The organism is Clostridium sp. BJN0013, from assembly GCF_040939125.1.
GTDB lineage: Bacteria > Bacillota > Clostridia > Clostridiales > Clostridiaceae > Clostridium_B.
The window spans coordinates 761,194-776,992 of sequence record NZ_CP162495.1; the positions used below are offsets into that span (position 1 = coordinate 761,194).

Consider the following 15,799-nt stretch of genomic DNA (forward strand, 5'->3'; position numbering starts at 1 on the left):
AAATCTATGCAGTAAGTTAAACTAGGAGGTAAAAATAATGTCACGGTTAAAAAAAGAACTAGTGAAAAAGATAGAGGATAAAAAGGCTAAATTAGGGGTAGTGGGATTAGGATATGTAGGACTCCCATTAGCAGTAGAAAAAGCTAAGGCGGGATATAAGGTTATTGGTTTTGACGTTCAGGATAAAAAAGTAGAACTTGTAAATAAAGGCCACAACTATATTGGAGATATAGTGGATTCAGACTTGGAAAAATTAGTTGAATTAGGATCTCTTAAGGCTACTACAGATTTTAGTTTTGTGGAAGATGTAGATGTGGTTTCTGTATGTGTTCCTACCCCTTTGGATAGATATAAACAACCAGATATATCTTATGTAGTAAATTCTACCGAAAGTATTGCAAAGTATTTACACAGGGGAATGCTTGTAGTACTTGAGAGCACTACTTATCCTGGCACTACAGAAGAGGTATTAAAACCCATACTTGAAGACAGTGGATTAAAATGTGGGGAGGATTTTTTTCTAGCTTTTTCACCAGAGAGGGTAGATCCTGGTAATAAAAAATTTAAAACCAAGAATACTCCAAAAGTTGTGGGGGGATGTACTCCAGAATGTACAGAAGTGGCAGCAACTTTATACAGAAACATATTGGAAAGTGAAATATACACTGTATCCTCACCAGCTGTAGCAGAAATGGAAAAAATACTTGAAAATGTATTTAGGAATATCAATATAGGTCTTGCCAATGAAATGGCAATACTATGTAAAAGAATGAACATAGATGTATGGGAAGTTATAGATGCAGCTAAAACTAAACCCTATGGATTTATGCCATTTTATCCAGGACCAGGTCTTGGAGGACATTGCATACCGCTGGATCCTTCTTATCTATCCTGGAAAGCCAAAGAATATGATTACCATACCAAATTAATAGAAACTTCTGGAGAGATAAATGATTTAATGCCGGAATTTGTTGTGGATAATGCCATGAAGCTTTTAAATGACCATAAGAAAGCAATGAATGGTGCAAAGGTTCTTATTATGGGAATGGCCTATAAAAAGGATATAGATGATTTAAGAGAATCTCCATCTCTTAAGGTAATAGAGCATCTGGAGAAAAATGGAGCAGATATAATTGTAAATGATCCTTACATTCCTGAATTTAAATATAGAGGCAAGGTATATCACACAGTGGATTGGGAAGAAGTAATAGATGAATCAGATATAGTAATTATAACCACGGATCACAGTTGTTATGACTATGAAGGTATAGCTGAAAGGGCTAAAATAGTCTATGATACAAGAAATGCTACCAAGGATGTAAAAAACAACAGAGATAAAATACATAAGTTATAGTTAACAATTAAAATTTAGTATATATTAATCAATTATTTTTAAGAGGTGTTTTTTATGAAAAAATTAAAGTTTGCCATTATAGGTTGTGGCAGAATTTCTTATAAACATGTGGAAGCTTTAAGAGCTAATTATGAAGAAGCTGTTTTAGTAGCATTATGTGATATAGTAGAAGAAAAGACTGAAAAGTTAAAAAGTGAGTATATAGAAAAGTTGAAAAAAGATGAAAAAGTATCCCTTTATACTGACTATAAAGAGATGTTGAAAGCAGAGGATATAGATGTGGTAACTATAGCTACTGAAAGTGGATATCATTTTGAGATAGCAACATATTGCATGAATAATAAAAAACATGTTATATGTGAAAAACCTATGGCACTTTCTTCAAAAGATGCAGAGGAAATGATAAATTGTAGTGAAAAGAATAATGTTAAATTGTGTGTAAGCCATCAGAATAGATTTAATAAGCCAATTCAACAGCTTAGGAGAGCCATTGAAAGTAATAGATTCGGAAAGCTAATAAATGGAACTGCCAGAATACTATGGAATAGAAATATGGATTATTATAAACAGGCTCCATGGAGAGGTACCTGGAAGCTTGATGGGGGAACTCTCATGAATCAATGTATACATAATATTGATCTGCTTCAATGGATGATGGGTGGAGAAGTAGATACGGTATATTCCCAGTGTGACACTTTCTTAAGAGACATAGAAGGAGAAGATTTCGGGGCCATTATAATAAGATTTAAAAATGGAGCCATAGGAATAGTTGAAGGAAGTGCTTGTGTTTATCCGAGAAATTTAGAAGAAACTTTAAGTATATTTGGAGAAAAGGGTACAGTATGCATAGGTGGCCTTGCGGTAAATAAAATTGAAACGTGGAAATTTGAAGATCATAGAGATATAGACGATGAAATATTAAAATCTCAGCAGGGTGATCCAGATACTGTATATGGATTTGGACATATACCACTTTTTAAAAATATGATAGATGCTGTAAACCTCAATAAAAGTCCTCTTATAGATGGAAGACAGGGTAAAAAAGGACTGGATATAATTTTGGCCGCATATAAGTCTAGGCTTACAGGGACGCCTGTAAAATTTCCTATAGGAGACTTTTCTACTAAGGATATGGTTTCAGCTAAAAGTAGGTAAAGTATATTTTAAGTACTTTTAAAATATGCAGTAATAGGAGGGAGTACCCATGTGTGAAAATTATATATCTAATACTTCTCAAATTGGACACAATGTAACTATAGGAAAGTTTTCAGTTATTGAAGATGAAGTAGTTATAGGAGATAACTGTATCATAGGTCATAATGTGGTGATACATAGTGGGAGTAGGATTGGCAAGAATGTAAGAATAGATGACAACACAGTAATTGGAAAACAGCCTATGAGATCAATAAACAGCATATTTAAAGATGAAGATAAGCTTCAGCCTGCCATTGTAGATGATAATTGTTTAATAGGTGCAGGAGTTATAATATATTGTGGATGCAGTATAGGACAACATGCACTAATTGCAGATTTAGCTACAGTAAGAGAAAATGTTACAGTAGGTAGTAGGACAATAATAGGTAGAGGGGCAGCTGTTGAGAATTTCTGTAAAATAGGTTCTAGTTGTAAGATTGAAACTAATGTGTATATTACTGCCTATTCACAGATTGAAGATAATGTGTTTATTGCCCCGGGAGTTGTAACTTCAAATGACAATTTTGCCGCCAGATCTAAAAAAAGATATAAGTATTTTAAAGGAGTTACTGTTAAAAAGGGAGGAAGAATAGGGGCACAGGCTACTATTCTTCCAGGGAAGATTATAGAAGAAGATGGATTTGTGGCAGCTGGAAGTGTAGTTACAAAAAATGTGGAGAGTGAAAATATAGTTGCAGGGAATCCAGCAAGAAAATTAAAAAAGGTTCCAGAGGATCAACTTCTTAAAAATCAGCAGTGAATTTAATAGGGAGGAAATAAATGAAAATATTAACGGTTGTAGGGGCTAGACCTCAGTTTATTAAAGCCTCTGCAGTATCCAATGTAATAAGAAAGTGCCATGAAGAAATATTGGTTCATACAGGGCAGCATTATGATGAAAATATGTCTCAGGTATTTTTTGAAGAACTAAATATACCAAGACCGGATTATAACTTGGAAGTTGGATCGGGAAATCATGGAAAACAAACGGGAACCATGCTTATAAAGCTGGAAGAGATATATATAAAGGAAAAACCGGATTTTGTACTTGTTTATGGAGATACCAATTCAACTTTAGCAGGTGCTCTCTGTGCAAGCAAGCTTTTAATTCCACTGGCCCATGTGGAAGCCGGTCTTAGAAGCTTTAACAGGAAAATGCCCGAAGAACAAAACAGGGTAATTACAGATAGATTATCCAATATTTTATTTGTTCCCACAGAGTCTTCTATTGAAAATTTAAAGAGAGAAGGTATTAAAGAAGGCATATATAATGTAGGGGATGTAATGTTTGACGCAATTCTCAATTTTAAAAAACTAGCAGAAAATAAAAATGAACTTATTGAAAAGCTCAATTTGGAAGGTACTGATTATATACTAACAACTATACATAGGGCTGAGAATACAAATTATATAAACAGATTAAAAAATATAGTAGAAGCTTTAAATGAATGTGGTAAACCTGTGGTGCTTCCACTTCATCCTAGAACTAGAAAGTATATGGCAGATTATGAATTAAAATTTAATGACAATATAAAAGTTATAGAACCTGTAGGTTATTTAGAAATGATAAATCTTGAAATGAATTCACAAAAGATAGTTACGGATAGCGGGGGAGTTCAGAAAGAAGCTTTCTTTATGAAAAAACCTTGTATAACTATGAGAGATGAAACAGAATGGGTGGAAACTGTAGAAAATGGATGGAATATAGTAGTGGGTACAGATAAAAATAAAATATTAGATGGTATAATTAATTTTATACCAGAGAAAACACAAAAAAATATATTTGGAAAAGGAGATGCTGCCATTAAAATACTTGAAGTACTAAACAGGTGATTTTTACAGAAGATATTTTTTAAGGAAGAGGTGAGATTTTGTTTTTGGATAGATTATTGTATTTGTTTATGTGTGCCTATGTAATCTTATTACCTTTATTAAGCAGTAATAAGATGTCTATAATGGGAATTCATGTTCCACCCGCAGATTGTATACTTGCTTTAATTATACTTGTTTATATAGTGAAGTTTATACTTTCTAAAGAGTGCAGAGGAAGATTTTTCTCTGGAATAAAGGATTTTTTCACCAGTTATTTGACTATATTTATAAGTATACTGGCTCTTATGATGCTTATTTCCATAAGTTATGCAGGTGAAAAAACAATAGCTTTAAGTGAAAGTTTTAGATTTATATCTTATATAGTATTATTTTTTATAATTAAATATGAATATAATAAAAAGGAACTTTTAAATGGAATATTGGGATCTTATATAGCTGTAAGTGCTGTCTTGTGTATATATGGCATTTATCAGTATTTTACAGGATTTGGACTAAATGAGAAATTTGAGAATTATGGCTATGCTAAATTTAAAATAATGGCTACCATGGATAATCCAAATAATCTGGCAGCTTTTTTAGTATTGGCTATTTTCCCTATAATTATGCTGAGTATATATGAAAAAGAAAGAATAAAAAAGCTTTTTTATATTTTATTGACAATTATAATGCTTTTGAATATAGCATTTACAGGTTCAAGAAATGCTATTGTTGGAATAGTAGTGGGAATGATAGTGTTAATTGTCTTATATAGTTTGAAGCTTATTATACCACTTTTTGTAGTAGCTGCAGCAGCATTATTTGTTCCAGGCGTAAGGGATAGAATTTTGGACATAAGTGATCCTGTACAGAATCAATCCAGAATATATCTTTGGAGTATTGCAAAGAAAATGATAGTGGATCATCCTATATTTGGAGTGGGAAATGGAAATTATGTAAGCCTGTATAATAAATATGTGGAAATATACCCACAATACAAATTTTATGGATACAGCAGATATCCATGCCATAATTCTTACCTAAAGATTGAAAGCGAACTTGGAATTATAGGGGGTATATCCTTTGTGGCAGTGCTTATTTCCTCTTTGATTCAGGTTAAGACATTTATAAATACTGTAAAGAGTAATTTTTATAAATATTTTTATACAGGATTTTTGGCTTCCATGATAGCCTTCTATGTTATGAATTTATTTGACAACTTGTTCTTTGTACCTAAAACAACTACATATTTTTGGATATTGTTAGCTGTATCTCAGGGAATGATGTATAGAGAAAAGAATAATAGTATTTTTATAAGGTCATTTTAATAGTGGGGGTGAAAATATTAAAGTACTGCAGATTATATCCTCAAATGATACTGGAGGAGGGGGAATTCATGTATTGAATTTAGCCCTTTATTCAAAAGATATGTTTCATTGTATTATTGGAACCTTAGGAGCAGGGGAACTTTATAAAAAAAGTAAAAGTTTAAAAATAGATACGGTGAAGTTTGAAAAAAATCCAACTTATGGAAAAGATATAATGGAGTATATAGTACAAAATAATATTGATATTGTAAATTTTCATGGGGCAAAGCCTTTTTTCATACATTATTTTTTAAAAAACAGTATAAAAATACCTACAGTTGCTACATTGCATAGTGATTATAGAAAAGATTTTCTAAATAATAAAATTAAGTATTTATTTTTCACCCCTTTGAGTTTCATAGGATTAAAAAGTTTTAAAAATCACATATGTGTTTCCCGCTACCTTGAAAATTTACTTCAGAAAAATAATTTTATGGGAAAAAAATTTATAGTAAGTAATGGAATGGATTTTAATCATATAAATATAAGTTGTTCCAGGAAAAATATAAGAGAAAAATATGGAATTTCAGAAGATGATTTTGTGTATGTAAATGTAGCCAGAATGCATCCTGTAAAAAATCAACTATCTCTTATAAAGGCTTTCGGCTTACTTGAAAATCACGTAAAAAATGTAAAGCTTATTATAGTTGGAGATGGCTCTATGGAGGAAAGATTGAGAAAAGAAATACTTCAGTTGAATTTACAGCATAAGGTAATACTTACAGGATATAAGTCCAATGGAATAGATTTTATAAATGCAGGAGAAGTAGGAATTTTGACTTCTTTCAATGAAGGTGGAGCCCCTCCTATGGTCTTACTTGAAAGTGCTGCAGTAAAAAAATTTTTTATAGCTCCGGATGTAGGAAGTATAGGAGAAGTAGTGGGCAAAAATTCAATTTATTTGATAAATCCCACATCTATAGAAGATATATATCAAAAAATGAAAGCAGTTTATAATAGAAGAGATGAAATTTCTCTTATGGGGCAAAATTTATACAATAGTACAGTAGGTAAATTTTCCATAAATAATTTTTGTAGGCAATACCTAGAAGCATATAATGAAATACTTTCAGAAAAATAGTTGGAGTGAAAATAATGACAGGAAAAAAAGTAATAAAAGGTTCCGCTGTAGTTATGCTTTTGATAATTGTAGGGAAAATTTTAGCGCTGATAAGAGATGCACTTATAGCTGCCAAGTTTGGTGCAACCTATATTACGGATATATATAACTTTGCCCTAGGTATAGTGTATTTGCTTACTACTGTGAGCTATGGACTTACCACTACTTTCATACCGCTGCATTGGGAGCATATTCAAAAGGGCAATAAAAAGGAAAGGTATAATTTTGTAAATAATATAATAAACATATCCTCTCTTTTTACTGTAATTATAACTGTGCTGCTTATATTATTTTCAAAACAAATAATATATGTTTTTGCTCATGAATTTACATATAATAATTTAATATTTAGTCAGTTCGTAGAAATAGTTAGAATATTACTTTTGTCTTTGATATTTGTAACTCTTCAAAGTGTAGTTACAGGAGTACTTCAGGCTCACAAAAATTTTTATGAGCCTGCGGCTATGGCATTAATGTCCAACTTGGTTTATATAATATATCTGGTGTTTTTAACTTCTAAATATGGAATGAAGGGTTTTGCTGTAGCAACAGTAATAGCATTCTTTATTCAATTTGCAGTAAATGTACCTAAATATAGAAAATTAGGCTATGGCTATAAATTTATATTGAATTTTAAAGATAAATATGTAACACAGATGTTTAGAATGATGATACCTGTAATTATAAGTACTTCATTAATTCAGCTAAATGTTTTCGTGAACAGGTCTTTTGCCACCAATATATATTTTGGAGCTGTTACAGTATTGGATTATGCAAACAAAGTCAATACCCTGGCCTATGAGGTTTTTGCCATTGGAATAGCTATGATAGTATATCCAACACTATCTGAACTGGCAGTTAAAAATAATATTTTAAAATATAAAAAAGCGCTTGTAACTGCTATAACTTCTATAATGATAATAATGGTACCTGCAGCAGTTGCCATAGGGATATTAAGATATCCCCTTATAGATATAATTTTCAAAAGAGGGGCTTTTACATTGCAGGCTGCTAATTTAACTTCCAGTGCACTGCTTTTTTATTGTCCTGCTATGGTAGCCTATGGACTAAGAGATATTTTAAATAAGGCTTTTTATTCTATTAAAGATGTAAAAACTCCTATGATAAATAGTTTTATAGGAATAGTGTTAAATATAATTATAAATTTTTTTATAATAAAATATATGAAAGTGTCGGGACTTGCTTTAGCCACATCTGTATCTGCTATTGTGACCACTTTACTTATGTTGTGGAATTTAAATAAGAAATTACAGGGTATAGAACTTGGCAGAATATTTTTTGGCTTTTTCAAAATAGTTCTTTCATCGATTATAATGGGTATAGCCATATATATTATAAATGACATATGCAAGAATGTAATTTCTTCTATCATGGTAGGAAGTCTCACTTCCATAGTAGTATGTTTTATATTTGGAAGTACAATTTATTTTATGTGTTTGTATTTTTTTAAGGTTGAAGGATTTAGATATTTAGTTGATGAATTTAAAATGAAAATTTTAAAATAATTGTTATGTAAAGAAGGTGGGGAATTATTAAAAGACGTGTTTTAGAGATAGATGTAATCAGGGCAGTTTCTATAGTGGCAGTAATAGTATTACATGTTTCTGCTACTGTACTTTATAGATGTACACCTTATTCTACTACTTATGATATAACGTTTTTATTGAATCAGCTCTCAAGATTTTCTGTTCCTGCCTTTATAGTTGTTTCAGGAATGGGATTGACTATAAATTATAAAAAGAATTCCAGCTATTCAGAGTTTATAGTTAAAAGATTTTTAAAAATTGTACCTCAGTATGTATTGTGGTGTATTCTGTATATATTAATTATAACTAAAAATTATAATATATATAGTGATTTAAATGATATGGTATATGGAAATGTATTTTATCATTTTTATTTTGTACCTCTAATTATAGAATTTTATATTATATTTCCCTTTATATATAAATTTATGGGGAAAAGATGGTGGCTTTTTTTGAGCTTTCTTATTACCTCTTTTTTTCTTATATATTTTTATTATTTCAAAGCGCAAGCACCGGAGCAGTGGTTCTGGAATAAGAAAAATTTATTTTACTGGCTTTTTTATTTTTCTTTAGGAGGATACATTGGAAAAAATATTGACAGCATTTCTGAAAAATTAAATAAATATAGACCTGTAATTTTAATTATGTTTTTCTTATCAATATTTATAGTACTTTATAATTTCATACCAGGCAATCAATATAATAAGGATATAGACTGCATTACTACATTTCAACGTCCGGCAGTACTTGTATATTCTACGCTATTTATATTATTTATATTTAGTTTCAGGTGGAAAAAAGGATTTTTTATGGATATAATAAAATATATATCTAATACTTCTTATGATATTTATTTATCCCAATCGGGAATATTGTATTTATATGGACAATATTATACGGTGAAATATGGACATATGGGAAATCTGCATTTTGCTTTAAGTGCCTTTATAGTCACATTTTTTGGTGCTATGATTTTAAATAGGGTAAAAAAGTTATTATAAAGTGATTTTTAGGTTCAGATGGAGTTTACTATATATAAATGCTTTTTCCGTCGAACCTTATTAACAGTATTCTTAGTGTCTCTAGCACTTAGAATACGTTATCCTTTAGGGGAAGAACCTGTTCAGGCGCGTAGCAGTGCTTGTCTTCCACTTTGAAGACGATGGGGGGAGGTATTAGCTAATTCTAGCGTTCGGATAAAATATCGGATGAAATATTCTATAGGGTGAAAGTAGGTGAATACATAATTTCTGTAATATATTTTTACGGAATATAAAATTATGCAGATAGAAGATATAAAAATAGATTTGGATAAAGATATAAAATGTAAAAAGATACAACTTTTTTTTAAGAGAATATTTGATTTTCTAATTTCACTCTTAGGGATAATTGTATTGAGTATAGTGTTTATAGTATTGGCTATATGGGTGAAATTAGATTCAAAAGGGCCTGCTATATTTAAACAAACTCGAGTAGGAAAAAATGGAAAAAAATTTATAATATATAAATTTAGAACTATGATAGTAGATGCAGATAAAAAAATGACATTGGATATAAACCCTGAAGATTTGGAAAGTTTTGTGTTTCAAAGCAGAAATGACAGTAGAATTACAAGATCTGGAGCTTTTTTAAGGAAAACAAGTTTAGATGAAATTCCCCAGCTATTTAATGTACTTCTTGGAAATATGAGTTTAGTGGGGCCTCGACCTGAAATACCAGATGTGGTTAAATTTTATCCTGAAGCATACAAACAAAGACTTCTAGTTACCCCTGGAATAACTGGATTGGCTCAAGTCAACGGCAGAGGGGAAATAGAGCTTGGGAAAACCGTCTATTATGATCTTATCTATATAAAAAATTTTTCATTATGGACAGATATAAAAATTTTATTAAAAACAGTTTTTTCTGTATTTAAAAGTGAAGGTGCATTTTAACATGTTTACTAGAATATTAGAATATGATGTGTTTAATAGAAGTAAATTAGAATTTTTAAATTATATAGAGAAATTTTCAAAAGTTAATATAGTCTCTGGCAATCCTGAAATACTTTACAATGGACTTAATGACAGCAGGCTTTTAAGAAGTTTTACTTCTAAAAGCACTGTAATAATTCCAGATGGAATGGGTACTGTGTTGGCTTCTAAAATGCTGAAACTGCCTGTAAAAGAAAAGATAGCAGGTATAGATGTAATGGAGTCTTTAATAAAAAAGTGCAGTGAGGAAGGAAAATCCATATATCTTTTGGGAGCCAGACAAGACATATTAGAAGACTGTATTAAAAATTTGTTAAATAAATATCCTAATTTAAATATATCTGGAAGTCACAATGGATATTTTGATTTGAATAACTGTGAAGATATTATTCAGGATGTAAAAAAAAGTGAGCCTTATGTACTGTTTGTGGCTATGGGTGCCCCTAGACAGGACATTTTTATAGCTGAAAATATGGATAGACTCCCTTGTAAGGTATATATGGGAGTAGGGGGAAGTTTTGATGTTTTTTCCGGAAAAATCAAAAGAGCTCCAGCCTGGATGATAAGATTAGGACTTGAATGGTTGTATAGAGTTTTTAAGGAACCCTGGAGAATAAAAAGACTTTCTTCAATACCCAAATTTTTATTCAAAGTAATAGTATATAGTAAAAAGTTTAATTAAGAGTTAAGAGTTAAAATTCATAACTCTTAACCTTTAATTTATTTTTAAGGAATTTTATCTAAGCTTTGCAATATATAGCCATTGTTTCTCCAGTCTTTTATTACAGAATCCAGTATTTCTGAATTTGTTTTTGATACTGCATGAAGCAAAATAATAGCTCCATTGTGAGTCCTGCGACTTATCATTTTTTTACATTCAACAGGAGAAGGCTGCCTTTTTATATTCCAATCATTATAGGCAAAACTCCAAAAAATTGTTTTGTAACTTAATTTTTGAGTATAAAACAAGGATAATTCACTGTATTTTCCCATAGGAGGTCTAAAAAATTTAGGCATTTGTTTGCCTGTGATATTTTTATAGGTATCTTCTGCAACAGTGAATTCTTTTTGGAATTTTACAGGATCTTTTGCAGCTTCTGCCATAGAAGGATGATGTGTAGAATGATTGCATACCAGATGCCCTTCATCCACCATTCTTTTTACAAGATCCGGGTTATCTTTCATATAAGGGGTAGTAACAAAAAAGGCGGCACTGACATTGTTTGATTTTAGTATATCTAATATTTTAGGGGTATATCCATTTTCATATCCTTCATCAAAAGTCAAATAAAGTACTTTTTTAGAGGTATCTCCTAAATAATACGAAGAATATTTATTTAAAAGTTGTAAAATTTCTTCAGGTTCTTCTGAAGGAGTACCCCTATTATTAGGCTTAAAAAACCAATTTTTTTCACTTCTGTCCAATTTAGATATGTCTAAGCCTTTTAAACTTTCGGAATCGGTATTGGACTCATTGACACTTAAATTTTTATTAACAGTTAAAGTATGGCCATTTCCCAAAATAGCCTTATGTTTATAGCAATTTTTTGTGTTAAAAAAACATAAAAAAATTATACATAACAGAATTAGCGATGTGAATTTCTTTTTCATTTTATCACCTACCTTACAATATATATTTTATGGTATACTTAATCAGATATCTTATACTTAAAATTTACAGGAATCATTTCAATTATTAGGTATATTAAAATAGTAATAAGTAAAACATAATTTACATAAAAATGGAGATAAAAATGTGAATGATTTTATTGAAAGTATTAAAACAATTTATAATTTTATGGAAATATCAATTTCTAGGGAAGAAAAATTAAACTTTATAAAAAATTACAAACAAAAGTTCAATATATCTAAAGAGGAATATTTCTCTGAGAAATATTATGAACTGATAAAAATAAATAAGAGAAAAGGAATAGTATATACCCCAAGGGAAATTTCCTACTTTATGATTAAAAATTTAATAGTGGCAAAGGATGTAATTGATAATCCATTTATAAAAATTGTAGATCCAGCTTGTGGCTGTGGAAATATACTTTATGTGTGTTTTTTTTATTTACGCCATATATTTATTAAAAATATAGAGGTTATAAATAAAATAAATAATATGAATTTAAAACTTGAGAATATAAATTCACATATAGTACGTAATAATTTATTTGGATTTGATATAGATGAAATTGCACTTAAAATTTTAAGTATAGATCTGTTCTTGATAAGTGGAGAATTTGCCAAAGAAAATTTTGTTCTAAAGGATTTTTTAATAGATACCATAGAAGAAAAATTCGATATATTCATAGGGAATCCTCCCTATATAGGACATAAATCTATAGAAAAGAACTATTCTAAAATTTTAAAAGGAGTTTATAAAAATATATATAAAGACAAATCGGATATCTGTTATTGTTTTTTTGAGAAATCACTAAAGGCCTCAAAAGAAGGAGGAAAATCTGCTTTTATTGTTCCCAGATATTTTTGTGAAGCCTGTAGTGGAAAACAGCTGAGAAAATTTTTAAGTGATAATACAACTATATATAAAATTGTGGATTTTTATGGAATAAGACCTTTTAAAGGAGTTGGAGTAGACCCTATAATAATATTTTTAAAGAACAAAAAAGGTCTTAATAATAAAATAGAAATTATAAGACCTGAACAAAATGAAAAAAAGGGTGAAAATAAATTTTATCATTCTTTATTTTTAAATAAGTATAAAGTTGGGTATAAAAAATTTTTTATACCCCAAAACTCTATAGATGACAATGGATGGGTATTTATCAGTGAATTTGAAAAAAATATAATTTATAAGATAAGAAAAAAATGTAATTTTACATTGAATGATATATGTGAAAGTTATCAGGGTATAATAACAGGTTGTGATAAAGCTTTTATAGTGGATAGGGATACTATATTAAAGAATAAAATTGAATCAAATATAATAAAGCCCTGGATAAAGAACAGCCAAATATACAAAAACGACATAGTGGAAGATAAAAAATTTATAATATATTCTAATCTTATAGAATATGAAGATCAATATCCTAATTCCATAAAATATATAGGTCAGTATAAAGAAAAACTTATTAAACGAAGAGAGTGCAAAAAGGGAATAAGAAAATGGTATGAGCTTCAATGGGGAAGAAAAGCGGAAATATTTGAGAACAGAAAAATTATATTTCCCTATAAATCTAAAAATAATAGATTTGCTTTAGACAAGGGAAGCTATTTTAGTGCAGATATATACTCTCTGGTAATCAAAAAAGATGCTCCAATAGATTACCATACTCTTTTAAATGTGTTAAATAGTTCTGTTTATGAATTTTATTTTAAGACTTTTGGAAAAAAATTAGGATATGATTTATATGAATATTACCCCAGCAATTTAATGAAGTTGTACATTCCCCCTATAATTTTTTCAAAATTATATAGTTTTGAAGAACAATTATATGATTATTTCCAATTAACAGATAGAGAAATTAAATTTATAGAGAATAATATAAATATTTAAATCTAAGAATTACTTGATTTGTGAAGAATAAAGTTACTTCAATTGTGAACTGTGAATTGTAAATCGTGCATTGTATAATTATAATATTATTGCTATAATAATATCTGCAGTAAATAAGACTTTAGTAGTTTTAACTAAGTGGTGGCAGTTCACAATTAAAGAGTAGGAAAGGAGTTTTGTCAATGGATTTATGGTTAAAGGAAGGTCAAATTGAAAATGCTGCTATGACCTATAAAATAAAAGAGACTTTAGTTACAAAGAAAACTAAATATCAGGAACTAGCTATAGTAGATACCTATGCTTTAGGAAGAATGTTGGTTTTAGATGGTATAGTACAAACTACAATTAAAGATGAGTATGTATACCATGAAATGATAACTCATGTACCTTTATTTACCCATTCCCATCCACGAAAAGTCCTTATAGTTGGTGGAGGAGATGGAGGGACTGTAAGAGAAGTATTAAAACATGAAACCGTAGAAAAAGTTGTACTTTGTGAAATTGATGAAGAAGTTATTAATGAGTGTAAAAAGTATCTTCCAGAAATAAGTTGTGAGCTGGATAATCCAAAATGTGAAATTTTTATTGGAGATGGAATAAAATATGTTCATGAACATAGAAATGCATTTGACGTTATAATAGTGGATTCCACAGATCCTTTTGGTGCTGCAGAGGGATTGTTTGGGGGAAGCTTTTATAAGGAAATATATAAGTGTTTAACAGAAGATGGAATATTTGTAGCTCAGACAGAAACTCCTTTTTATTTGCCAGAAGTAGTAAAACAGGTTTATAAGGATGTTAGTGAAAGTTTTCCTATTGCAAAATTGTTCATGGCAGGTATACCAACTTATCCTAGTGGGTTTTGGAGTTTTACCATAGGTTCTAAAAAGTATGATCCTAAGGAAGTAGATTTATCTTCTGCTTTAGATATAGATACAAAGTATTACACTAAAGAATTACATAAGGCATGTTTTGTACTTCCAAAATTTGTAGAAGATTTAACCCGGTAGTTTTTGATAATCCATAATTTGGTTTTTAAATATGTCAAAAGGTTATTGATTTGGTTTAATATAAGCTAGATCAATAACCTTTTATTATCTTTGTTTAGTTTAAATACTTGAAAGCTATTAAAAATTTTCAACATATGTTTAAAAATATACTAACTGTCAATAATATGAATAAAATATCGATAAAAATACAAAAAAATAAAGGAAAATTATTTCCTGTGTAGAATATATTAAAAACATGTATTTTATTTTGATAAATGTAAAATATTTTATCTGAAAACTGAAATTGGCTAATACCCCAGTTTCTTCAAAGTAGGGGAATAGTACTGCAATTGTAAATTGTAAATTGTGAATCGTGAATTGCAAAATATTATAAGAGGGGGGGTAAGAAGGTCTGACTCGGACTATGCAATATTTTGCATATGCTAAAGTTTATATATTAAACTTTAGTCATATAACATGGGCTCATATGTTATATGGTAAATTAAAGTTAAAAGTATATTTTAACGCTAAAACTACATTAGAGCAGATTATTTTTGTATTAGTTTTAGTAGAGTTTTGTATAGTATATGAATTTAGAATTTTATGTAAAAGAAGATAATCTTATAGTTATTATGGAAGGTGAACTAGATCATCATAGTACAGAAGAAGTTAGAAATAAAATCGATAATCAACTGGATGTAGAAGGCATGAACAAGTTAATATTGGATTTTTCAAAGATAAGCTTTATGGATAGCTCAGGAATAGGGGTGGTAATTGGAAGGTATAAAAAGCTGCATGCCAAGAAAGGAAATTTATGTATTGTAGGTGTATCACCCTCAGTGAGAAGAGTGTTTGAATTATCGGGGATGTTTAAAATTATAGGACTTTATGACAATATTGAGGAAGCAGTTCAGAATATTTAATGG

General features: G+C 29.5%; 14 protein-coding genes. 13 read left to right on the forward strand and 1 reads right to left on the reverse strand.

Annotation, left to right across the window (positions count from 1 at the left end):
* The first annotated feature begins 37 nt into the window (after positions 1–37).
* The 10 genes from AB3K27_RS04080 (at position 38) to AB3K27_RS04125 (ending at position 11,046) form a co-directional block, all read left to right on the forward strand.
* Positions 38–1,354: a nucleotide sugar dehydrogenase gene (locus AB3K27_RS04080; protein ID WP_368489977.1), complete on the forward strand. Its 1,317-nt coding sequence runs from the start codon at positions 38–40 to the stop codon at positions 1,352–1,354.
* Between the two features lie 54 nt (positions 1,355–1,408).
* Entirely contained in the window at positions 1,409–2,509 is a 1,101-nt protein-coding gene (locus AB3K27_RS04085) for a Gfo/Idh/MocA family protein (RefSeq protein ID WP_368489978.1), read from the forward strand.
* 49 nt (positions 2,510–2,558) lie between these two features.
* A complete protein-coding gene (locus tag AB3K27_RS04090) occupies positions 2,559–3,308 on the forward strand; it encodes a DapH/DapD/GlmU-related protein (RefSeq protein ID WP_368489979.1) in 750 nt (249 codons plus the stop codon).
* A 20-nt stretch (positions 3,309–3,328) separates the two neighbouring features.
* Positions 3,329–4,381 carry a non-hydrolyzing UDP-N-acetylglucosamine 2-epimerase gene (gene wecB, locus AB3K27_RS04095; RefSeq protein ID WP_368489980.1) on the forward strand — a complete coding sequence of 351 codons (1,053 nt, stop codon included), beginning with the start codon at positions 3,329–3,331 and terminating at the stop codon, positions 4,379–4,381.
* A gap of 44 nt (positions 4,382–4,425) precedes the next feature.
* The gene (locus AB3K27_RS04100; RefSeq protein WP_368489981.1) at positions 4,426–5,685 is read left to right on the forward strand and encodes an O-antigen ligase family protein; all 1,260 of its coding nucleotides are present in this window, start codon (positions 4,426–4,428) and stop codon (positions 5,683–5,685) included.
* Between the two features lie 34 nt (positions 5,686–5,719).
* A complete protein-coding gene (locus tag AB3K27_RS04105; RefSeq protein WP_368491163.1) occupies positions 5,720–6,805 on the forward strand; it encodes a glycosyltransferase family 4 protein in 1,086 nt (361 codons plus the stop codon).
* Between the two features lie 14 nt (positions 6,806–6,819).
* Positions 6,820–8,370: a murein biosynthesis integral membrane protein MurJ gene (murJ, locus tag AB3K27_RS04110; RefSeq protein ID WP_368489982.1), complete on the forward strand. Its 1,551-nt coding sequence runs from the start codon at positions 6,820–6,822 to the stop codon at positions 8,368–8,370.
* A gap of 47 nt (positions 8,371–8,417) precedes the next feature.
* On the forward strand, positions 8,418–9,392 hold the full coding sequence (locus AB3K27_RS04115; RefSeq protein ID WP_368491164.1) for an acyltransferase: 975 nt from the start codon (positions 8,418–8,420) through the stop codon (positions 9,390–9,392).
* 279 nt (positions 9,393–9,671) lie between these two features.
* Positions 9,672–10,325, forward strand: a complete 654-nt coding sequence (locus AB3K27_RS04120; protein ID WP_368489983.1) for a sugar transferase — start codon at positions 9,672–9,674, stop codon at positions 10,323–10,325.
* Position 10,326: 1 nt separating this feature from the next.
* Positions 10,327–11,046 carry a WecB/TagA/CpsF family glycosyltransferase gene (locus tag AB3K27_RS04125; RefSeq protein WP_368489984.1) on the forward strand — a complete coding sequence of 240 codons (720 nt, stop codon included), beginning with the start codon at positions 10,327–10,329 and terminating at the stop codon, positions 11,044–11,046.
* Between the two features lie 44 nt (positions 11,047–11,090).
* On the opposite strand, the gene pdaA is transcribed toward AB3K27_RS04125, so the two are convergent.
* On the reverse strand, positions 11,091–11,975 hold the full coding sequence (pdaA, locus tag AB3K27_RS04130; protein WP_368489985.1) for a delta-lactam-biosynthetic de-N-acetylase: 885 nt from the start codon (positions 11,973–11,975) through the stop codon (positions 11,091–11,093).
* A gap of 145 nt (positions 11,976–12,120) precedes the next feature.
* Here pdaA and AB3K27_RS04135 point away from each other — a divergent pair, with 145 nt between their 5' ends.
* The 3 genes from AB3K27_RS04135 (at position 12,121) to spoIIAA (ending at position 15,796) form a co-directional block, all read left to right on the forward strand.
* A complete protein-coding gene (locus tag AB3K27_RS04135) occupies positions 12,121–13,884 on the forward strand; it encodes a DNA methyltransferase (RefSeq protein WP_368489986.1) in 1,764 nt (587 codons plus the stop codon).
* Between the two features lie 182 nt (positions 13,885–14,066).
* Positions 14,067–14,894, forward strand: a complete 828-nt coding sequence (gene speE, locus AB3K27_RS04140) for a polyamine aminopropyltransferase (protein ID WP_368489987.1) — start codon at positions 14,067–14,069, stop codon at positions 14,892–14,894.
* A 566-nt stretch (positions 14,895–15,460) separates the two neighbouring features.
* The gene (gene spoIIAA, locus AB3K27_RS04145; RefSeq protein WP_368489988.1) at positions 15,461–15,796 is read left to right on the forward strand and encodes an anti-sigma F factor antagonist; all 336 of its coding nucleotides are present in this window, start codon (positions 15,461–15,463) and stop codon (positions 15,794–15,796) included.
* The last annotated feature ends 3 nt before the right edge of the window (positions 15,797–15,799 follow it).